Raw genomic sequence first — 18,477 nt, forward strand, 5'->3', positions numbered from 1 at the left:
AACCGCCAGGAGCAGCAGCCAAGCATCCGCCACCACATTCGCTTGACAACACAGTCCTCATAGAAGGGCCTGTTCACCCCTAAATCACCCGGAGGGCCGGGGCGGCAAGGGGCGCATGGCGTCGTTGCGGTCCTTGCCCGGGGATCACCCCGGGCTGCGGCCCACGCCTAGCCCTGCACCCCTTGCCGCCCCGGCGCGCGGGGGTGATTTAGGGGTGAACAGGCTCTGCCGTCTTGAGGCCTTGCACGGTCTGCAGCAAGGCCGTGCGCGCCTGGCCCAGCACCATGCCTTTCCACTCCTCGTTGTCGCAGTAGAAGGCGTCGCGCAGCTGCTGGCGAATAGTGCGCTGCTGTTCGGCCGGCGCTTGCGCGTGGCTGCGCAGCCAGGTGTCGGCGCGCAGGCGGTTCAGCACCTCGAGGTCGGGCAGGGTGCCGAACTCCAGGCCCATCAGCGCCACGCTGGCCTGCGGGCATTCGTCATAGACGGCCGAGACCACCGGCCCCGATACGTCGGCCGAGGCCGACTGGCCGTCGAAAGGCGCGAACACGTCGGCGCCCCACCAGGCGCGCGCCTGGGCGAGGCCGTCCGGGCGGCCCGGGTAGATCTTCTCGCCGTGGCCGTAGGGGCCGAGCCCGGTGTGGATGTCGATCCAGCCGATGTGGGTGGCGGCGCCGCCGAACTTCCGCAGGATGCCGCGCACGGTGCGGTTGCTCCACGATGGCGCCCGGCCGCCGTAGAACAACCCGTCGGGCGCGACGTACTGGCCGGTCGTGACGGCGGTGCGGTACGCGCGCATGCCGTGCTTGTCGATGTAGGCTGCCATCGCCGCCTCGTCGTCGGCGCTGGGCGGCCAGGTCGCCGGCAGCACGAAAGGCTCGACCTCCGCATAGGCCGCATTGACCGGCAGCGGCGCATCGAAGTCGATGTGGTTGCGGTTGAGGTCGATGTTGTCTTCGTTGGTGCGGTGCAGGTGCGAGAACCCGTGCGGATTGATCGCATGCACCAGCAGCAGCCCGACGCCCGCCTGTTCGATGCGCGAGAGCAGGTCGTCGTCGTGCAGCGTCGCGATCTGGCAGCCCGAGCCACAGAAGCCCTCGGGCCCGTGCGTGCCGGAGCTGACGATCAGGAGCCTGGCCGCGCCCGGCGTGCCGAGATAGGCCGTGTCGGTGGCCAGCGTTTCGCCCAGGGCGCCGCGATGGGCTTCGAGCACGAAGGATTCGACAGCTGCGCCGCGCGCCGCGGCGGCGTCGAGGAACTTGCGGCGGGCTTCGGCGTAGCTGCCGGAGAAATAACGGGTGGCAGCGCTGCTATGCACGGGCAGTCCTTGCAGAGGGTTCGGCGTCCGGGCGGTGGGCCGCGGCGTCGTCGATGTCCTTGCCGGTGAAGTCCTTGAGCCACAGCAGGCCGATGAAGGACACCAGCGTCATTCCCAGCAGATACCAGGCCGGCGCCAGCTTGCTGCCGGTGGCGTTGACCAGCCAGGTGCTGACGAAAGGCGAAAAGCCGCCGAACAGCGAGACGCCCACACTGTAGACCAGCGACATGCCGCTCGCGCGCACGTGCTTGGGAAACATCTCGGGCAGCATCGTGATCGCGGGCACGGTCTGCACCACCAGCGCGATGCTCAGCAGGCCCACCACGGTGAACAGCACGGCCGGCGTGGGCGACATGTTGAGCCACAGAAAGCCCGGATAGATCAACACCATCATCGCGATGCGGCCCCAGACGATCAGCCGCTTGCGGCCGACACGGTCGGACAGGAGGCCCACCAGCGGCGCGAGCCCGAAGGACAGCAGCCCGGTGAGCGCGGCGCCGAACAGCGCCACCGTCGGCGGCAGGCCCAGTTGGCGCACCGCATAGGTGGGCATGTAGAAGGTCACGACATAGGCTGCCGCGGTGCCGCCGGTGATGGCGAGGATGGCCGACAGCACCGTCTTCCCGTGCTCGCCGCACACTTCGGCGAGGCTGCTGCGCCGCTCGGCCGACGCAGCCTGCACGGCCTCGGTATCGAGTGACTCGTGCAGGTGGCGCCGGATGTACATGCCCACCGGCGCGATCAGCATGCCGATAACGAAGGGCACGCGCCACCCCCAGCTCTCCATGCCCTGCGGCCCGAGCGCGAAGGAGAGCCCGCCCACCACCGCGGCGCCGAGCAGGATGCCCAGGCCCTGGCTCGCGAACTGCCAGCTCGCCAGGTAGCCGCGGTTGGCCGGCGTGGCGTGCTCGACCAGCAGGGTGGTGGATGCGCCCACCTCGCCGCCGGCCGAGAAGCCCTGGATCAGCCGCGCCAGCACGATGAGCACGGGCGCCGCGACGCCGATCTGCGCATAGGTGGGCGCGACCGCGATCATGGCGCAGCCCAGCGCCATCAGGAAGATCGTCAGCGTCATCGCCTTCTTGCGGCCGGCACGGTCGGCATAGGCGCCGATCAGGATGCCGCCCAGCGGCCGCATGATGAAGCCGACGCCGAAGCTCGCCACCGTCAGCAGCAGTTGGCCGTAGCTGTCGAAGGTCGGGAAGAAGAGCTTGCCGATCACCAGGGCCAGGAAGCCGTAGACGGTGAAGTCGAAGAACTCGAGGGCGTTGCCGATGGTGGTGGCGACGATGGTTCTGCGCCGGCTGATCGGCGTGATGGGAGAGGTCACAGGAACTCCTGTTGTTGTTGGCGCGTCGCGCCGGATGCTAGCAGCCGGTGGCGACAAGTGCCGCAGGCAAGGCACACTCGCGGCATCCAGGCAACCCAAGACCTTTGATCATGTCCCTCGCTCCCATCGAAATCGAAACCGGCCCCCACCCCACCGCCACCGTGCTCCTCATGCACGGCCTCGGCGCCGACGGCAACGACTTCGTGCCGATCGCCAACGAACTCGACCTGTCGGCCGTCGGGCCGGTGCGCTTCGTGTTCCCCAATGCGCCGGTGATTCCGGTCACCATCAACGGCGGCTACCGCATGCCGGCCTGGTACGACATCGCCGCAGCCGACCTGGTGAAGCGCGAGGACGAAGCCGGCCTGCGCCGTTCGCAGGCTTCCATCGAGGCGCTGATCGCAAACGAGAAGGCGCGCGGCATCGCAGCGAACCGGATCGTGGTCGCCGGCTTTTCGCAGGGTTGCGCGATGGCGCTCCTGACCGGGCTGCGCCATGCCGAGCGGCTGGCCGGCATCGTCGGCCTGTCGGGCTACCTGCCGCTGGCCGCGACCACGGCCGCCGAGCGCCATGCGGCCAACCACGACACGCCGATCTTCCTGGGCCACGGCATGCACGACGGCGTGGTGCAGATCGAGCGCGCCCGGGCCTCGCGCGATGCGCTGGCCGCGCTCGGCTACGCGGTCGAATGGCACGAGTACCCGATGGAGCACTCGGTGTGCATGGAAGAGATCGCCGATCTCAACCGCTTCCTGGATCAGGTCTTGAAGGCGCCGTCGTCGAAGGCTTCGCTGTAGGCCTTCCAGTCCAGGGCGACGTCGACGGCGCAGTCCCGCGACGCATCGAGCAGGGGCTGGCGCCACTTGCGGCTGTGGCCGTGGGCGACGAGCTCGTCGGCGATGGCCGAGCCCTGGCGGCCCGCGCTGCGCAGCTGGCCCCACGCGACCATGCGGCCCATGGTGCGCAGCACTTGCTCCAGCGTCTTCAGCTTCTGCGCCGAGCGGTCTAGCGTCACGCGGTCTTCCGAAGGCTGCAGGTGGCGCAGCACGAAGGGCGCGCCGCCCATGCGCAACGGCTGCAGCAGGCCGGCCGACACCGCCTGCACGCGCTGCTGCAGCGCCACCGCGCGCTGGGCTTCGTTCTTCCATGCCGGCTGGGTTGACTTCAGGTGCGGCAGCAGCGAAGAGGGGTTGACCCGCTTCAGGTCGAGCAGGCCGTTGCCGCCGGGCGAGCCCTTGCCGTCGATGAGGATCACATAGCGCTCCACGCCTAGGCTGCCGGTGCCGGCGATGCGCCGCGCCACGTCGAGCACCTTGTAGTAGCCCGGGTTCGGCTGTTTCTCGGCGAAGCTGCGGATGGCTTCGGTGACGCGCTCGCGCTGCGCGCGGTTCGCGGGCAGCGCTTTCTTGCCGTCGGTGCGCAGCTTGCGCCGGAACCGGCTGCGCTTGCCTGCTGTGCGCTTGAGCTTGGTGCGTTCGTCGAGGAAGGGCACGCGCTTGCGCTCGCGCAGGCCGCGCAGCAGCGCACCCACCAGCCCGTCGGCCGTGTCACGCTCCACCCAGCGCACCTCGCCCAGGGCCAGCGTCTCGGCATAGGCATCGAGGAAAGCGCGGCACAAGCGCTGCGCCTCGGCGCGGTCGACCGACATGCTGGCCGCGCCGACGCGCACGCTGGCCAGGAAGCGCACCAGGTCCCAGGCGGTCGGGGCGAGGGCGGACTCGTCGAAGTCGTTGATGTCGAAATACACCAGGCCGTTGTCGCCCTTGAAACTGCCGAAGTTCTCGAGGTGCAGGTCGCCGCATACCCAGCCGGTCGGCGAGGCGGGCAGGGCGCCGGGCGCGAGGCGCTCGTAGAAGCGGTGACAGCTGCCGCGCAGGAAGACGAAGGGGCTCTTGCGCATGGCCTCGTATTTCATCTGCAGGCGCTCTGGGTCGCGGCCCGCATTGAATGCCTGTACGCTGCGCACGACGTCGATCATGGTTTCCCCTGAGTCGCCGGAGGGATGGCCGGCACCGTCGCGGGTATAGCAGAAACGGCGTTTTCGCTTCAAATCCCGAGGCCAGCACGGCGTGCGTGACCGTGCTACCTTCCGCCCCACAAAGATTCACGGGTCATAACGACATGAGCAAACTGAACGAGCGCCTGGGAGCGCTCACACCCGCGCGACTGAAGGGAGCCCGTAGAGGCATCGAGAAGGAGAGCCTGCGTGCCGAGCCCGACGGCACGCTGGCGCTGACGCCGCATCCGGCGGCGCTCGGTTCGGCGCTCACGCACCCGCACATCACCACCGATTTCAGCGAGTCGCAGCTGGAGCTCATCACCGGCGTGCACACCGACGTGGAGGCCTGCCTGGCCGAGCTCACGCAGGTGCACCAGTTCACCTACCGCGTGCTTCATGAAGCCGGCGACGAACGGCTGTGGGTTTCGAGCATGCCCTGCGGCCTGCCGGCCGACGAGACCATTCCGATCGGGCGCTACGGCGCCTCCAACGTGGGGCGCGCCAAGAGCGTCTACCGGATGGGCCTGAGCCACCGCTACGGCCGGCGCATGCAGACCATCTCGGGCATCCACTACAACTGGTCGCTGCCCGAGGTGTCGAGCGAGCAGTACTTCGCGCTGATCCGCAACTTCCGCCGCCACGCCTTTCTGCTGCTCTACCTGTTCGGCGCTTCGCCGGCGCTGTGCTCGAGCTTCGTGGCCGGCCGGCCGCACGAGCTGCAGCCGCTGGGCGAGGGCAGCATGCACATGCCGCACGGCACCTCGCTGCGCATGGGGCGGCTGGGCTACCAGAGCGAGGCGCAGGCTTCGCTGGCGGTCAGCTACAACAGCCTCGACGGCTACGGCGCCTCGCTGCAGGACGCGCTCACGCGGCCCTGGGCGGCCTACGAGGCCATCGGCATCCGCAATCCCGGCGGCGACTACAACCAGCTCGCCACCAGCCTGCTGCAGATCGAGAACGAGTTCTACGGCACCATCCGCCCCAAGCGCGTGATCTACCCCGGCGAGCGGCCGCTGCATGCGCTGCGCGAGCGCGGCGTCGAATACGTGGAGGTCCGCCTGATGGACCTCGACCCCTTCGAGCCGATCGGCATCGCCGCGCCCACCATGCGCTTTCTCGACGTCTTCCTGCTGCACTGCCTGCTGGCCGACAGCCCGCCCGACACGCGCGAGGAGATTGCCGAGCTGGCCCACAACCAGCACCTCACGGCCGCGCGCGGCCGCGAGCCCGGCCTCGCGCTGCAGCGCGGCGGGCGCGACGTTGCGCTCACCGAATGGGGTGCCGAGCTGCTGGAGCAGTTCGCGCCGATTGCCGCCGCGCTCGATGCCGCGCACGGCGGCACCCGGCATGCCGAAGCGGTGCGCGCGGCGGAGGAAGCTCTGGCCGACCCCGCCACCCTGCCTTCTGCGCGCGTGCTCGACGCGATGGCGCGCGCGCACGACAACTCCTTCATCAGCTTCGTGCGGGCGCAGTCCGAACGCACGCGCACCGAGCTGCTGGCCTTGCCCTTTTCCGCCGAAGAGCGCGCGAACTTCGAGCGCATGACGCAGAGTTCGATCGATGCGCAGAAGGAGATCGAGGCCAACGACAGCATGCCCTTCGAGGTCTACCGCGAGCAGTACGTCTCGCCCTTGCGCCTGGGCTTCAAGAACCACTGGGCGGAGATGCCGTCGCTCGCTATGACCCAGCCTGCGGCCTGGTGAAGCGGAACAGGTCCTTGGGGTCGCCGGCAGCCGGCACGAGCTCGATGTCCCGGCCCGCCCCATGCTGCAGCGCGAGCGCGTGGATCAGGCGCAGCGCGGAATAGTCTTCCAGCGCGAAGCCCACCGAGTCGAACACGGTCACCTGGTCCTCGCTCTGCCGGCCGGCCTCGGCGCCGGCCAGCACGCGCCACAGCTCGACCACCGGGAAGCCGGCCGCCATCTGTTGGATCTCGCCCTCGATCCGGGTCTGCGGCTCGTACTCGACGAACACGCGCGCGGCGCGCAGCACCTCCGCATGCAGCTCGGTCTTGCCCGGGCAGTCGCCGCCGACCGCGTTGATGTGCATGCCGGGTTCCAGCATGTCGGGCGTGACGATGGTGGCGCGCGCCTTGCGCGCCGTCAGCGTGCTGACGATGTCGGCGCCGCGCACCGCTTCGGCGATGCTCGCGGCACGCTGCACCCGCAGAGCCGGAAAGGCCGCCAGGTTGCGCTCCAGCTTGTCCATCGCCTGGGCATCGATGTCGTGGATCCGCAGTTCGTCGATACCCAGCAGCGCATGGAAGGCCAGGGCCTGGAACTCGCTCTGGGCGCCGTTGCCGATCAGCGCCATGCGGCGCGATCCCGGCCGCGCCACGGCCTGCGCGGCCAGGGCCGACATGGCGGCGGTGCGCAGCGCGGTGGTCAGCGTGAGCTCCGACAGCAGCACCGGCTGGCCGGTCTCCACCTCGGCCAGCACGCCGAAGGCCATCACGGTCGGCAGGCCCTGCGCCGTGTTGCCGGGGTGCCCGTTGACGTACTTGAAGGCGTAGCGCTGTCCGTTCGACACCGGCATCAGCTCGATCACGCCGAGCGCCGAATGGCTGGCCAGCCGGGCCGATTTGTCGAACTCGGTCCAGCGTAGGAAATCTTCCCGGATGGTGTCGGCCAACGCGTCCAGGAAGCGGGATGTTCCCAGGGCCCGAACCAGGCCGGAAAGCGCTTGGACATCTACGAAGCGTGTTGTTGTTGCCATGTCTTGTTGCAGAACTTCCGTGCTAATCGGGTAGGCCTTCGCCTACCCGCATTGGCCGAGATGACTCACCGAGGCGCACAAGTCTCGCAGCTCATCATGACATCAACTTTCCCTACCCATCCGCATCCATGCACCCCCCATGACAACGAAGACCTATCTGGTCGAAGACAACGCCGTGATTCGCGAGAACCTCGTTGGATTCCTCGAAGACATTGCCGATGCCACCGTCGTCGCCCATGCGAGCGGGGAGGCCGAGGCAGTGGACTGGCTGCGCAATCATCGCGACAGCTGGGACGTGGCCATCGTCGACCTGTTCCTGAACCAGGGCAACGGCCTTGGCGTCCTCACTGCCTGCCGCGAGCGGTCGAGGCATCAGAAGGTGGTGGTCCTGAGCAACTACGCGACGCCCGACATGCGGGCGCGCACCAAGGCGCTGGGCGCCGACGCCTTCTTCGACAAGTCCGCCGAGATCGAGCTGCTGCTCGATTACTGCGAGAAGCTCAGTCGCTGCAACGACTGAGGCCCCGGCTTCCGCCCTGGCGGAAAAATCGCTCTTGACCTAGAGTGCGCGCTAGCATTTCCAATGGTTTCACCGGGTCGTCCGGTGAACACGGAATACGCCATGAACGCCATCGAGAACAAGAGATTCATCCAGGGCATCCACGCCGAGCTCGCCAAGGGCAACGGCAAGCCGTTCGTCGACAGCCTCGCCGAGGACTTCAGCTGGATCATGAAGGGACGCACGGCCTGGTCGCGCATTTACAAGGGCAAGCAGACCGTGCAGAACGAATTGCTCAAGCCCCTGTACGCGCAATTCGAGGGCCGCTACCTCAACACGGCCGAGCGCTTCATCGCCGAAGACGACCTCGTCGTCGTGCAGTGCAACGGAGACGTCGAAACGAAGCGCGGCAAGCGCTACGACAACCAGTACTGTTTCATCTACCGCCTGGAGGGCGGCAAGGTGGTCGAGCTCACGGAGTACCTCGACACCGCGCTCGTCGACCAGGCGCTGGAGGCGCCGGCGCGTGCCGGGTAGCGCCTTCCGCATCGGCGAACTGGCCGCGCGCACCGGCCGCAGCGTGCACGCCATCCGCTGGTACGAGGCCCAGGGCCTGGTACCCGGCGTGGCGCGCGACGAAGGCGGGCGGCGCGTCTACGGCGAGCTGCACGTGAGCTGGCTCGACCTGATGGAGCGCTTGCGCGCGACCGGCATGTCGATCGCCGAGATGCGCGAATACACCGCGCTGGTGATGCAGGGCAGCCGTACGCTGCGCCAGCGCCGCGACATGCTGGCCGCCCATCGCGAGCGCGTGAACGCCACCGTTGCCGAATGGCGGCGTGCGCTGACGCTGGTCGACAAGAAGATCGATTTCTACGACACCTGGATGCAGACCGGCCAGCGCCCGCCGCTGATTCCGGCCGACACGCCGCGCGCAGTGCGCAAGAAGGCGCTGCCCGCGCCCGCGATCAGGAAGCGCTGAAGTCGGCGCTTATTCGACGACCGTGCCGCCGTCCTTGCGGATCGATTCGCGCCCGTGCTTGCCGAGGCGGCCCAGCGCGTTGTCGAGTGCGCGCTTGAGCTTGTCGGCGGCACCGCGGAAGGCTTCGTCGAGATTCGGTGCGTGCTGCGTCACGGCCACCGGCTGATGGCGCGCGAGGCGCGCTTCCATCGCGCAGCGCTTGTCGCCGCCGCCGCTCTGGTCATGGTTTTCGTCGCTCAGGTGCACCTCGACCCGTGTCACGTCCGTCGCGAAACGGCTCAATGCCTGCCTGATCTCCTCATTGGCCCAGCGTTCCAGGGCATCCTTGTTTTCGACGCCGTTGCTGGTGTTCACTTGAATCTGCATGTCAGGTACCTTTCGTCCTCTGCTGTTGATGCGCACCACCGACTCTGCGCTCAACCCAGGCTCCCTGCGTAAGCATCTGGAGCATGCAACCGAAGGAGATTCCAAGTCCATGCCCTCCGTGTCCGACCTTTCCGCCGGTGTTGCCTTCGTCGGCGGCAGCTACGTGCCCATCGCCGAGGCCGCCATCCCCATCACCGACTGGGGCTTCTTGCGCTCCGACGCCACCTACGACGTGGTCACCGTGTGGGAGGGCGCCTTCTTCCGGCTCGATGCGCATCTGGAGCGCTTCATGCGCAGCTGCGAGCGCTTCCGGCTCGACCCCGGCCTCACGCCAGCGCAGATCACCGAGGTGCTGGCCGAATGCGTGCGCCGGAGCGGCCTGCGGAATTCCTATGTCGAGATGATCGTCACGCGCGGCCAGCCGCCCTGGGGCTCGCGCGATCCGCGCCAGGCGGTCAATTGCTTCTACGCCTTCGCGGTGCCCTTCGTGTGGATCGCCGACGAGGCGCAGCGCGAGCGCGGCCTGCACTTGAAGGTGAGCGAGGTGCAGCGCATTCCGGCGAGCTCGGTCGATCCGAAGGCCAAGAACTACCACTGGAACGACCTCACCATGGGCCTCCTGGGTGCGCTCGATGCGGGCGCCGACACGGTGGTGCTCAGCGACGCGGCCGGCAACGTGGTCGAAGGTCCGGGCTTCAACGTCTTCTGCGTGCAGGGCGGCACGATCGTGACGCCGAAGGACGGTGTGCTCGAAGGCATCTCGCGCCGCACGGTGATCGAGATCGCAGAGATGCTCGGCATGCGGGTCGAGCTGCGCGCGCTGCCGGCCGAGGAACTGCGCAGCGCCGACGAAGCTTTTCTGAGCACCTCCGGCGGCGGCGTGCTCCCGGTGACGCGGGTGGACGGCCGGGTGCTGGGCGACGGCGTGCCCGGCTCCGTCACGCAGCGCCTGCTCCAGACCTACTGGGACTGGCACCGCGACCCGGCCTACAGCCGGCCGATCGACTACGGCCGGTGAATCAGGGCAGCGAGACGCGGTTCAGCGTCGCCGGACTGGCGACGACGTTCTTCACCGTGCCGCCCGGCTCGAACACCACCTGGTACTCGGCCCAGGTGTCGAGCCAGTAACGCCAGACGGGGGCGTCCAGCTTCGGGTTCTCGCTGCTGACGGGATAGCCCAGCGCCATCAGTACCTGCTCGCGCGTCATGCCGGGCGTGACCTTCATGGCGGCGATGGCTTGACGCGTCTTTTCCGGGTAACCGGCCAGCTTGATCTTCGGGTCCTCGGTCACGACATAGCGCTGCCCGAAGGCGATGTTCGTGAGGTCGCGGCTGTAGTCGTTCTTGAGCCGCTGCGGGCGGCCGCCGACGTCCAGGTCGACCCAGCGGAAGTCGTAGCCGGTGATGCGCGCGGGCGTGCCTGCCGCCACGATGCTCATGCCCTGCTCGTCGTAGTTGATGTCGCTGATCTGCTTGCCGTAGCTGCGCATGTTGCAGCACAGGTAGCCCTGGAGCATCGGGCCCTGGGGCGGCGCGGGGCGCTGGGCATGGGCGGCGGACAGGGGAAGGGTGGCCGCCAGGACGGCGGCCAGGGCGAAGCGCTGGAACATCGGAACTCCCTCGTTGGATGTTGTTGGACGCTGCGAGCCGGGGCGACGCGCAGCGCGAGGGATTCTAGGGGTGTTGTTACAACTCAGCGCGCTACAAAGTCTCGAAATCGCGCTTCATCGGCGGCCGCCGGGGCGCGCCGCTTGAGCCCGAACAGTGGCCTGAGCCAGCCGATGCGGCGGATGAGGCCGTCGCTCAGCGCCCAGCAACCGAGCACCGTCAGCGCCACCAGCAAGACCGGCTCCAGCACCGGGCCGAGCTCCCAGGGCGCGAGCGCGACGGCGCCGGCGACGATCAGCGTCTGGTGCAGCATGTACCAGGGGTAGACCGATTCGTTGGCCCAGCCCAGCCAGGGCCAGGGGCGGTCGAGGTAACGATGGGCGAAGCCCAGGATGGCCGCGAGCGCGCTCCACAGGTAGAGCGCGCGCGGCACCCGCAGCAGCCAGGCATCGGCGCCGGCCAGTTTCAGCGCGAAGTAGGCGGCGAGGAGGGCCGCCGCCAGCGCCAGCGCCCAGCCGCGCAGCCGCGCCAGCTCGCGCCAGAGGCCGGCATCGATGCCCATCCACCAGCCGTAGAGAAAGACCGTGAAGTAGAGGGCATGCAGGTACCAATCGTGGACCAGGTCGTGGGTGGCCGGGAAGCGCGGCCCGAGCGCCAGCGTGAAGAGCACGAGCGGCAGGGCCGGCAGCACCAGCAGGCGCCAGCGCCGCAGGCCGGTGAAGGCGGTGCGCAGGCGCTGCCCCGCGGCCGAGCGCAGCACCGGCAGCAGCAGCGCCACCAGCGCCGTGTAGGCGAAGAGGTAGGGCAGGTACCACAGGTGGTTCCAGGTCATGCCGAAATCGGAACCGGCGAAGGCGCCCTTCGGCCAGGGCCCCATCGCCAGGTAGCGCGCCATGAAGGCGCCGAATCCCGGCGCCACCAGCCCCTTGGCCACGGCTTCGGCGTAGGCCTGGTAGGGCACCACCACCGTCATGCCGATCGCCAGCGGCAGCAGCAGCCGCAGCGCACGCTGTCCCACCAGGCGCAGCGGATCCTGGCCGCGCAGCAGAAAACCCAGCGCCACGCCCGACACCAGGAACACCAGGTCCATGCGCCAGATGTTGACGGCCTGCATCGGCCACTTCAGCCATTCGGCGGCATGGGGGCTCTTGAGGTGCCAGGGCCAGTCGGCCACGTAGTACATCGCCACGTGGTAGAGGATCAGCAGCCCGAAGGCCAGCGCGCGCAGCGCGTCGATGTCGTGTCGTCGGTCGGTGCTCATGGTCCGGCTCCTTGGATGGCGAGGCGGTCATGGTGGCGTCCGATGCGGCGCAGAGGGACGGCCGGGGGATGATCTGCCGGCGCTTTGTGACGAACGGCGGCTTCGGAGGGACGAAATCCGGCCGTCCCGACCCGGATTCACGAGAATCCCGCCATGCCGAAGAACCTGTTCGAACGCTACCAGCCCTACCGGCGGCGGGCCGAGATCGCCTTCTGGGTGATCGTGATTGCGCTGCAGGCGCTCTTCAACACCGCCGTCGCCGTGGTCGACGCCGGCAAGATGCAGCGCGAGGTGCCGCTGTGGCAGCCGGTGACCTGGGAGCTTTCCAGCCATCTCGTGCTGCTCGCGCTGGTGCCGGCCGTGTTCGCCTTCGAGCGCCGCTTTCCGCTGACCCTGGCCACGCTCGGCCGCAATTGGGCCTGGCACCTGGCCGGCAGCGTGGTCTTCAGCCTGGTGCATGTGGCCGGCATGGTGGGGCTGCGCCATGCGGTCTATGCGCTGGTCGGCAGCCAGTACGACTTCGGCCCCTGGGCCGAGAAGTGGTTCTACGAATACCTCAAGGACGTGCGAACCTACGCGCTGTTCCTCGTGACCTTGCTGGGCTACCGGCTCTTCATGCTGCGGCTGCAGGGCGAGGCGCGCGTGCTCGATGCGCCGGAGGGCGCGGCCGAGCCCGCGCCGCCCGCGCCCGAGGCGGCCCCGCAGCGCCCCGAGCGCTTCCTGGTGCGCAAGCTCAGGCGCGAGTTCCTGATCGCGGCCAGCGACATCGACTGGCTGCAGGCCCAGGGCAACTACGTCGGCCTGCGCGTCAACGGCCACGACTACCTGCTGCGCGCCACGCTGACCGACTTCCTGGCCCAGCTCGATCCGGCCCGCTATGCGCGCGTGCACCGCAGCTACGCGGCCAACCTGGACCGGGTGGCCGAGATCGAGCCGCTGGACGGCGGCGACGCCCGCCTGCACATGCGCGACGGCACGCAGATTCCCTGCAGCCGGCGCTACCGCGACGCCCTGCGGGCCTGAGGCGACAATCGCCAGCCTTCCCGCAGCAAGAGAAAGAACATTCCCGATGGCCATCCAGTGGTTCCCCGGTCACATGCACCTGACCCAGAAGGCCATCGCCGAGCGGATCAAGGACATCGACGTCGTCATCGAGCTGCTCGATGCGCGCCTGCCGGGCTCCAGCGGCAACCCGATGCTCGCCGAGCTCACCGGCCACAAGCCGGGGCTCAAGGTGCTCAACAAGCAGGACCTGGCCGATCCCGAACGCACCGCGCTCTGGCTGGCCCACTACAACGCACAGCCGGCCACGCGCGCGATCGGCCTCGATGCCAGCCAGACCACGCCGGCGCGGCAGCTGATCGACGCCTGCCACGAACTCGCGCCGAACCGCGGCGGCATGGCCAAGCCGATGCGCGTGCTGATCTGCGGCATTCCCAACGTCGGCAAGTCCACGCTGATCAACACGCTGACCGGCAGCCGCAAGGCCAAGACCGGCGACGAAGCCGGCATCACCAAGCTCGAGCAGCGCATCGTGCTGGCCGACGACTTCTATCTTTGGGACACGCCCGGCATGCTGTGGCCGCGCATCATCGTGGCCAAGAGCGGCTACAACCTGGCCGCCAGCGGCGCCATCGGCCGCAATGCCTTCGACGAGGAAGAGGTGGCGCTTGAGCTGCTGGGCTACCTGAAGTGCGACTACGCCGGCCTCATCGAGGCGCGCTTCAAGCTCGACTCGATCGAGGGCTTCAGCGACGAGCAGGTGCTCGAAGCCATCGGCCGCAAGCGCGGCGCGCTGCTTGGCAAAGGCCGCGTGAACCTGCAGAAGGCGGCCGAGGTCGTGATGCACGAATTCCGCAGCGGCAACATGGGCCGCATCACGCTGGAGACGCCGCAGGAATTCGCACAGTGGCTCGCGGCGGGACAGTTGCTCGATGCTGAGCGCCGGGCGAAGAAGGAGGCGCGCTCGCGCAAGAAGCGCCCTTCGGAGCGGGAAGACAATCCGCCTGAGACGCCGTAGCCTGCGCTCGGCGGGGCGCAGGCGCCGCAGTGCGCCCCAGGCCGATCCTTGTCAATAGGCCGGGAGTGCGAGCGGGAAAATCCCGGGCGCCACGATGCTTTGCCGCGCAATGATGCAACACCTGTCCGATTCCCCTCCAGCCGGAGCCGACCATGCATTACGTCCTCGCACGCATCACCGTCAAACCTGAGGTCGCCGAGCTCGCCAAGGGCATCCTCGTCGACCTGGCGACCAAGTCGCGACAGGAACCGGGCTGCATGGGCTACGAGCTCTACCAGCAGGCCGAGGCGCCGCACGTGTTCCAGACCGTCGAGCAGTGGCAGGCCAAGGCGGATGCCGATGCGCACATGGCGACGCTGCACGTGGGCGCGGCGATCGCCGCCGCGGGGCCGCTGTTTGCGGCGGCGCCGGAGATCGTGGCGTACAGCCGGCTGATCTAGGACCTGAAGGTCCTGGCGAGCAAGGCCTCGAAGGTCGCTTCGGCATTGACCAGGGCGGCCTGCTGCTGGAGCGAGATCGAGTGCAGGGCCGTCGCATGGTCCGCGAAGGCCTGCTGATGCGCGAGCGGCGGGACCATGATCGGCAGCGTGCGCAGCCGTTCCTTCGAGATGTTGAGCATCGATGCGGCCGTTCCGCTGGCCATCAGCCGAAGCCGTCTTCGCATGGCCGGCGCCGTCAGCAGCGCCCACAGGTAGAGCGGATGCGCGCCCGAATCCGGCCGCGGGCAGAGGCGGAAGATCAGGTCGGGCAGGAGAATTCGGCCCTGCGTCTCCCAGACATAGGCCGGCGTGCCCACGAGCTCCAGCGTGTTCTTGCGGCTGAGCAGCAGGTCGCCGGGCCGGACCTCGCAGCGCGCATCGGGCACTTCCTTGTCGGGCAGGGTCTTGTGCTCCGACTCGTTGTAGGCGGCATTCTTCAGCGCGCTCAGGCGCAGCACGCCCCATTCGCCGGGCGCCTTCGGCCGATCGTGGCAGCGCGGGCTCTTGCCGCTGTCGATGCGCTCGATCACATCGCCCAGTGTCGCCACCGGCCAGCCCTTGGGATTGGCGGCGGCGTCGCCGAACATGTCGGCGTGGATGGCGAGGATCAGCTGCCGGTCTTCCTGCGCGCTTCGCGCCGGAGCCGGACGATGCTTTCCGCACAGGACAGCACATCGACCATGCGGCGCTGTTCGGCCAGTTCCGGCACCGGGATGGCCGCGCCCGCCATGAAGGCTGCGGGCACGCGCTGCTGGCCGGCGGTGCCGGTGAAGCTCCTGCGCGCCTCGCGCCGAAAGCGCTGCTGGCGCACGAAGTAGTAGAGCCACTCGGGCAGAACGGATTCGCGCGCGCAGCACATGGAACTCGGTGGAGCCGAAGCCCTGTCCGCCGGCCAGGCCGCGCGCGATGGCCGCCTTGCCGTTTTCCATGCACGGCGTGATCTTCGCGAAAAGCACGTCGTCCTCGGCGAAGGGGGTGTAGCCCTTCTTCACCTCGGCGAAGCGGCGCGTCAGGCGCCGCTCGATGGTGCCGGAGGCCTCGTTCACCGCCGCCATCGGGACGAAGCCGACCTCGCAGTCGTCCTGCAGCCCATGCGCCTTCGGCAACCTCGGGTTGATGTCGCAGACCTCGCCGAGCAGCGCGGTACGGGCTGGCGGCATCATGGGATGCGCTCCGCCAGGGCGACGCGCAGCGCCTCGATCTCTTCCACGATCTCGGCCTCGATCGCCGCCAGTGCGCCGAGCAGCTCGCGCGGATCCTGGTGCTCGACCTGCGCCTGGCTCATCGGCCGGTAGCGGCTGGCCGACAGGTTGAAGTCGTTCGCGCGCAGCGCAGCCGCATCGGCGAACCACCATTTCTCGGCCCACTCGGCATCCGCATCGCGTGCCTGCCAGCGCGCCCAGGCCGCATCGCGATGCGCATAGGCCTGCGACAGCGCGGGCAGGTCGTCCGCTTCGATGGGCGTGTCGTGGTTGGCGTCGAGCCGGTAGCCGTCGTCGTCGGCATGCAGAAACTGCACGCGCTCGGTGCGCCGCCCCGGCGAAAAAACAGCACCGAGGTCTCGACGCCCGAGTAGGGCTGGAACACCCCGCTGGGCAGGCTCAGCACGGCCTCGACGCGGTGCTTCTCAATCAGCTGCCGGCGCAGCTCGCGGTGCGCCAGCGTGGAGCCGAAGAGCACGCCTTCCGGCACCACCACGGCGGCCCGGCCGTCGGGGCGCAGGCTGTCGAGCATGTACTTGAGGAACAGCAGCTCGGTGGCGCTGGTGCTGCCGATCTTCACCTCGTCGACGATGCGGTCCTTGTCGACCCCGCCCGAGAAGGGCGGATTCGCCAGCACCACGCGTGAAAGCCTTCCGCCGGCAGGCCCAGCGCGGCCTTGTAGCCGGCGTCGAGCGAGGTGGTTAGCACGTTGCGCTGCAGGATGCGCACGGTGGCCAGGCCGCGCAGCGTGAGGTTCATGGTCGCCAGCCGCACCATCTTCGGGTCGACGTCGTTGCCGAAGAAGGTGGCGGTCTGCAGCGTGGCCAGCTGGCCGGCCGAAAGCTGGTCGCCCAGGCCGCGCCGGTGCGTCTTGCCGTCGAGCTCGGCCTCCACGATGCCGCCGGGCGAGGAGTTCGCGAGCCGGATCTGGTTGTAGGCCGCCACCAGGAAGCCCGCGGTGCCGGCCGCCGGGTCGTAGACGGTCTGGCCGACCTGCGGATCGACCATCTCGACGATGATGCGGATGATGTGGCGCGGCGTGCGGAACTGGCCCAGCTCGCCGGCCTGCTTCATCTGGCGCAGCACGTGCTCGAACAGATCGCCCTTGGTGTCGGCATCGGCCTGGTCGAGCCTGAGTCCGTCCACCAGGCGGATGACCTGCGTCAGCACCGCGGGATCGTCGATGCCCAGGCGCGCGCCACGCATGAAGTCGTAGGCCGAGGCTTCGCCGATCTCGGCGAAGAAGGGGAACACCTCGTCGCGCACGAAGCGCACCAGCTGCTCGCCCGAGAGCTCACGCGACCAGCGCGACCAGCGAAAACGGCTGCGCGCGATGGTCGGCGCGCCGGTGTGCAGCACGGTGGCGGCCAGGTTGCCTTCGCGGACGGACGGCACGAGGGCATTCAAGGGATTCCGGAGCTCCCACTCGCCGTCGAACAGGCTGATGGAGCGCGTCTTCAGCATGCGGGCGCGCGCCTTGGCCTCGGCGTCGATGCCCTCGACGAGATAGAAGAAGAACAGGAAGGACAGCTGCTCGGCGTTGTTGACAGGGTCCGGGTAGCCGCCGCCAAAAAGGTAATCGCGAATCTGGTCGATGGACCGTCGCATGTCGGCAGTCAGGGGCATGAGGGCAGGGCGCTCGAAGAATTTGTGTTTGTGGGTCGCGAGTCTACGAGGCAATTGGAGGGGGTTGACGGCCTCCACCGCGCGGCGCCGCTGTAGCAAACTGGGGGACCTGTCGAGAACACCCCGCCATGCCGCCCACCCCGCCCCTGCTCGAAGTCACCCAGCCCGACCTTTCCGCCTACCGCCAGGGCAACACCGGCGTCGACTATGTCCACCGCTTCGAATCGGGCCGGGCCGGGCCGCATGTGCTGATCAATTCGCTGACCCACGGCAACGAAATCTGCGGCATGGTGGCCGCCACCCATCTGCTCGACAGCGGCGTGCGCCCCAAGATCGGCACGCTCACTGTGAGCTTCGCCCACGTGGAGGCCTACAACGCCTTCGACCCGGAGCAGCCTTTCGAGAACCGCCAGCTCGTGCACAACCTGAACCGCATCTGGTCCGACGAGTGGCTGGACGGCCCCGAGGACAGCCCCGAGCTGCGCCGCGCCCGCGAGCTGCGGCCGGTGGTGGCCGCGGCCGATCACATCCTCGACATCCACTCGACCAGCCAGCCGGTGGCGCCTTTCTGGGTCTACCCGGCCTTCGCGCGCAACACCGCGGTGGCGCTGGCGATCGGGCGCCCCCCGATCCACCTGCTCATGCCCAAGGGCCTGGGCTCGGGCACGCCGCTGATCCAGCATGGTCGCCACGGTGACGAGCAGAGCCCGGCCGGCGCCGCCATGGTGGTCGAGTGCGGGCAGCATTTCCTGCAGGCCACGGCCGACCTGGCCACGGCCGTGAGCCTGGATTTCCTGGCCCATTTCGGCCTGGTCGAACACGATCAGGCCGCGCCGGCGCCCGGCCCGCAGCAGCGCTTCGAGCTGCTGGAAACGCGCATGGTCAAGACCGAGGAATTCCGCTTCGTGCGGCCGCTGCTCGGCTTCGAGGTGTTCGCGAAGGGCGAGCTCATTGCGACCGATGGGGCGGAGGAAATTCGGGCGCCCTGCGAGGATTGCACCGTGCTGATGCCGGCGCGGGTGCCGATCGTGGGGCGGGAGGCGGTATACCTGACCCGGCCGTTGTAAAAAGCCGG

General features: G+C 68.7%; 20 protein-coding genes and 1 pseudogene. 10 read left to right on the top strand and 11 right to left on the bottom strand.

All coding sequences use genetic code 11. The annotated features are described in order from the left end of the window. Positions 1-208: 208 nt before the first annotated feature. Both AC3A6B_RS15185 and AC3A6B_RS15190 read right to left on the bottom strand, forming a co-directional pair. Positions 209-1,321, bottom strand: a complete 1,113-nt coding sequence (locus tag AC3A6B_RS15185; protein WP_487837729.1) for a M14 family metallopeptidase — start codon at positions 1,319-1,321, stop codon at positions 209-211. After that, a complete protein-coding gene (locus AC3A6B_RS15190; RefSeq protein ID WP_487837522.1) occupies positions 1,308-2,645 on the bottom strand; it encodes an MFS transporter in 1,338 nt (445 codons plus the stop codon). Before AC3A6B_RS15190 ends, AC3A6B_RS15185 begins: the two co-directional genes overlap by 14 nt. Positions 2,646-2,755: 110 nt before the next feature. Between AC3A6B_RS15190 and AC3A6B_RS15195 the strand changes: the two genes are divergently transcribed. Further along, on the top strand, positions 2,756-3,442 hold the full coding sequence (locus AC3A6B_RS15195; protein ID WP_487837523.1) for an alpha/beta hydrolase: 687 nt from the start codon (positions 2,756-2,758) through the stop codon (positions 3,440-3,442). Here AC3A6B_RS15195 and AC3A6B_RS15200 read toward each other — a convergent pair. Beyond that, entirely contained in the window at positions 3,403-4,623 is a 1,221-nt protein-coding gene (locus tag AC3A6B_RS15200) for a DUF2252 domain-containing protein (protein WP_487837524.1), read from the bottom strand. The genes AC3A6B_RS15195 and AC3A6B_RS15200 overlap by 40 nt on opposite strands. Positions 4,624-4,766: 143 nt before the next feature. Between AC3A6B_RS15200 and gshA the strand changes: the two genes are divergently transcribed. Beyond that, positions 4,767-6,347 (top strand): glutamate--cysteine ligase, encoded by a 1,581-nt coding sequence (gene gshA, locus AC3A6B_RS15205; protein ID WP_487837525.1) that lies wholly within the window; start codon positions 4,767-4,769, stop codon positions 6,345-6,347. Here gshA and AC3A6B_RS15210 read toward each other — a convergent pair. Then, positions 6,322-7,359 carry an ornithine cyclodeaminase gene (locus AC3A6B_RS15210; protein WP_487837526.1) on the bottom strand — a complete coding sequence of 346 codons (1,038 nt, stop codon included), beginning with the start codon at positions 7,357-7,359 and terminating at the stop codon, positions 6,322-6,324. The genes gshA and AC3A6B_RS15210 overlap by 26 nt on opposite strands. A 139-nt stretch (positions 7,360-7,498) precedes the next feature. Here AC3A6B_RS15210 and AC3A6B_RS15215 point away from each other — a divergent pair, with 139 nt between their 5' ends. The 3 genes from AC3A6B_RS15215 (at position 7,499) to AC3A6B_RS15225 (ending at position 8,840) form a co-directional block, all read left to right on the top strand. Further along, positions 7,499-7,879 (top strand): response regulator, encoded by a 381-nt coding sequence (locus AC3A6B_RS15215; RefSeq protein ID WP_487837527.1) that lies wholly within the window; start codon positions 7,499-7,501, stop codon positions 7,877-7,879. A gap of 102 nt (positions 7,880-7,981) precedes the next feature. Then, complete coding sequence (locus AC3A6B_RS15220) at positions 7,982-8,395, top strand: nuclear transport factor 2 family protein (RefSeq protein ID WP_487837528.1); 414 nt, start codon at positions 7,982-7,984, stop codon at positions 8,393-8,395. Beyond that, positions 8,385-8,840 (top strand): MerR family transcriptional regulator, encoded by a 456-nt coding sequence (locus AC3A6B_RS15225; protein ID WP_487837529.1) that lies wholly within the window; start codon positions 8,385-8,387, stop codon positions 8,838-8,840. The genes AC3A6B_RS15220 and AC3A6B_RS15225 overlap by 11 nt, the downstream gene beginning before the upstream one ends. A gap of 9 nt (positions 8,841-8,849) precedes the next feature. Here the strand turns inward: AC3A6B_RS15225 and AC3A6B_RS15230 are convergent, their stop codons facing one another. Further along, positions 8,850-9,206, bottom strand: coding sequence for an HPF/RaiA family ribosome-associated protein (locus AC3A6B_RS15230; RefSeq protein WP_487837530.1), 357 nt, complete (start codon positions 9,204-9,206; stop codon positions 8,850-8,852). Between the two features lie 109 nt (positions 9,207-9,315). Between AC3A6B_RS15230 and AC3A6B_RS15235 the strand changes: the two genes are divergently transcribed. Then, on the top strand, positions 9,316-10,224 hold the full coding sequence (locus tag AC3A6B_RS15235; protein WP_487837531.1) for an aminotransferase class IV: 909 nt from the start codon (positions 9,316-9,318) through the stop codon (positions 10,222-10,224). A 1-nt stretch (position 10,225) separates the two neighbouring features. Here AC3A6B_RS15235 and bamE read toward each other — a convergent pair whose 3' ends face one another. Beyond that, entirely contained in the window at positions 10,226-10,816 is a 591-nt protein-coding gene (bamE, locus tag AC3A6B_RS15240) for an outer membrane protein assembly factor BamE domain-containing protein (protein ID WP_487837532.1), read from the bottom strand. 83 nt (positions 10,817-10,899) lie between these two features. After that, on the bottom strand, positions 10,900-12,075 hold the full coding sequence (locus tag AC3A6B_RS15245) for an acyltransferase family protein (protein WP_487837533.1): 1,176 nt from the start codon (positions 12,073-12,075) through the stop codon (positions 10,900-10,902). A 153-nt stretch (positions 12,076-12,228) separates the two neighbouring features. On the opposite strand from AC3A6B_RS15245, the gene AC3A6B_RS15250 reads away from it, so the two are divergent. From AC3A6B_RS15250 to AC3A6B_RS15260, 3 genes are all read left to right on the top strand, one after another. Then, positions 12,229-13,098: a LytTR family DNA-binding domain-containing protein gene (locus AC3A6B_RS15250; protein WP_487837534.1), complete on the top strand. Its 870-nt coding sequence runs from the start codon at positions 12,229-12,231 to the stop codon at positions 13,096-13,098. A 46-nt stretch (positions 13,099-13,144) separates the two neighbouring features. Further along, positions 13,145-14,095 (top strand): ribosome biogenesis GTPase YlqF, encoded by a 951-nt coding sequence (gene ylqF / locus AC3A6B_RS15255; protein WP_487837535.1) that lies wholly within the window; start codon positions 13,145-13,147, stop codon positions 14,093-14,095. Between the two features lie 152 nt (positions 14,096-14,247). Continuing rightward, positions 14,248-14,535 carry a putative quinol monooxygenase gene (locus AC3A6B_RS15260; RefSeq protein ID WP_487837536.1) on the top strand — a complete coding sequence of 96 codons (288 nt, stop codon included), beginning with the start codon at positions 14,248-14,250 and terminating at the stop codon, positions 14,533-14,535. On the opposite strand, the gene AC3A6B_RS15265 is transcribed toward AC3A6B_RS15260, so the two are convergent. From AC3A6B_RS15265 to AC3A6B_RS15280, 4 genes and pseudogenes are all read right to left on the bottom strand, one after another. Further along, on the bottom strand, positions 14,532-15,737 hold the full coding sequence (locus AC3A6B_RS15265; protein ID WP_487837537.1) for a restriction endonuclease subunit S: 1,206 nt from the start codon (positions 15,735-15,737) through the stop codon (positions 14,532-14,534). The genes AC3A6B_RS15260 and AC3A6B_RS15265 overlap by 4 nt on opposite strands. Next, a complete protein-coding gene (locus tag AC3A6B_RS15270; protein ID WP_487837738.1) occupies positions 15,734-16,093 on the bottom strand; it encodes a hypothetical protein in 360 nt (119 codons plus the stop codon). The genes AC3A6B_RS15265 and AC3A6B_RS15270 overlap by 4 nt, the downstream gene beginning before the upstream one ends. Before the next feature lie 71 nt (positions 16,094-16,164). Next, positions 16,165-16,416: pseudogene (locus AC3A6B_RS15275) on the bottom strand (HsdM family class I SAM-dependent methyltransferase); the annotation flags it as partial. Beyond that, positions 16,353-17,402, bottom strand: coding sequence for an HsdM family class I SAM-dependent methyltransferase (locus AC3A6B_RS15280; RefSeq protein WP_487837538.1), 1,050 nt, complete (start codon positions 17,400-17,402; stop codon positions 16,353-16,355). The gene AC3A6B_RS15280 and the pseudogene AC3A6B_RS15275, both read right to left, overlap by 64 nt. A gap of 128 nt (positions 17,403-17,530) precedes the next feature. Here AC3A6B_RS15280 and AC3A6B_RS15285 point away from each other — a divergent pair, with 128 nt between their 5' ends. Then, positions 17,531-18,469, top strand: coding sequence for a M14 family metallopeptidase (locus AC3A6B_RS15285; RefSeq protein ID WP_487837539.1), 939 nt, complete (start codon positions 17,531-17,533; stop codon positions 18,467-18,469). The last annotated feature ends 8 nt before the right edge of the window (positions 18,470-18,477 follow it).

This window comes from Variovorax sp. Soil_C_33 (assembly GCF_057656935.1).

Bases quoted from the DNA above. Each gene is read 5' to 3' on its own strand.
- AC3A6B_RS15195 (WP_487837523.1), top strand. From the start codon at position 2,756: ATGTCCCTCGCTCCCATCGAAATCGAAACCGGCCCCCACCCCACCGCC.
- AC3A6B_RS15200 (WP_487837524.1), bottom strand. From the start codon at position 4,623: ATGATCGACGTCGTGCGCAGCGTACAGGCATTCAATGCGGGCCGCGAC.
- gshA (WP_487837525.1), top strand. From the start codon at position 4,767: ATGAGCAAACTGAACGAGCGCCTGGGAGCGCTCACACCCGCGCGACTG.
- AC3A6B_RS15210 (WP_487837526.1), bottom strand. From the start codon at position 7,359: ATGGCAACAACAACACGCTTCGTAGATGTCCAAGCGCTTTCCGGCCTG.
- AC3A6B_RS15215 (WP_487837527.1), top strand. From the start codon at position 7,499: ATGACAACGAAGACCTATCTGGTCGAAGACAACGCCGTGATTCGCGAG.
- AC3A6B_RS15220 (WP_487837528.1), top strand. From the start codon at position 7,982: ATGAACGCCATCGAGAACAAGAGATTCATCCAGGGCATCCACGCCGAG.
- AC3A6B_RS15230 (WP_487837530.1), bottom strand. From the start codon at position 9,206: ATGCAGATTCAAGTGAACACCAGCAACGGCGTCGAAAACAAGGATGCC.
- AC3A6B_RS15235 (WP_487837531.1), top strand. From the start codon at position 9,316: ATGCCCTCCGTGTCCGACCTTTCCGCCGGTGTTGCCTTCGTCGGCGGC.
- bamE (WP_487837532.1), bottom strand. From the start codon at position 10,816: ATGTTCCAGCGCTTCGCCCTGGCCGCCGTCCTGGCGGCCACCCTTCCC.
- AC3A6B_RS15245 (WP_487837533.1), bottom strand. From the start codon at position 12,075: ATGAGCACCGACCGACGACACGACATCGACGCGCTGCGCGCGCTGGCC.
- AC3A6B_RS15250 (WP_487837534.1), top strand. From the start codon at position 12,229: ATGCCGAAGAACCTGTTCGAACGCTACCAGCCCTACCGGCGGCGGGCC.
- ylqF (WP_487837535.1), top strand. From the start codon at position 13,145: ATGGCCATCCAGTGGTTCCCCGGTCACATGCACCTGACCCAGAAGGCC.
- AC3A6B_RS15260 (WP_487837536.1), top strand. From the start codon at position 14,248: ATGCATTACGTCCTCGCACGCATCACCGTCAAACCTGAGGTCGCCGAG.
- AC3A6B_RS15265 (WP_487837537.1), bottom strand. From the start codon at position 15,737: ATGATGCCGCCAGCCCGTACCGCGCTGCTCGGCGAGGTCTGCGACATC.
- AC3A6B_RS15280 (WP_487837538.1), bottom strand. From the start codon at position 17,402: ATGCCCCTGACTGCCGACATGCGACGGTCCATCGACCAGATTCGCGAT.
- AC3A6B_RS15285 (WP_487837539.1), top strand. From the start codon at position 17,531: ATGCCGCCCACCCCGCCCCTGCTCGAAGTCACCCAGCCCGACCTTTCC.